The 278-nt window shown below is 65.1% G+C and carries 1 pseudogene; it reads left to right on the top strand.

Annotated elements, in window-relative coordinates:
• Positions 1-108 (top strand): annotated as a pseudogene (locus EN852_RS40605) (RNA polymerase factor sigma-32); the annotation flags it as partial.
• Positions 109-278: the final 170 nt, after the last annotated feature.

Raw genomic sequence — 278 nt, 5'->3', positions numbered from 1 at the left:
CGCCAGATTGAGGTGCGCGCCTTCGAGAAGGTGCAGGATGCGGTCAAGGCCGCCGCCAAGCGCCAGACCCAGGCGCTGCGCACAATCGAGGCGCAGCCCGCGGCGTAAAGCTCAAGGCACGATTGAAAAAGGCGGCGCTTCGGCGCCGCCTTTTTTGTTGGCGAAAGCGGCGAACCAGCCCTTTCTCCCCGTTCACGGGGAGAAATGCCCGGTCCACCCTCCGTAGCTGCAGCGAAGGATGGGCAGGGCAATGAGGGGCAGCGCCAAGTCTGCGAGGT

It is taken from the genome of Mesorhizobium sp. M2E.F.Ca.ET.209.01.1.1, from assembly GCF_004010375.2.
Taxonomy (GTDB): Bacteria; Pseudomonadota; Alphaproteobacteria; order Rhizobiales; family Rhizobiaceae; genus Mesorhizobium.
The sequence above is the reverse complement of the archived record's forward strand: the minus strand, read 5'-3'. Positions and strand labels throughout refer to the sequence as shown.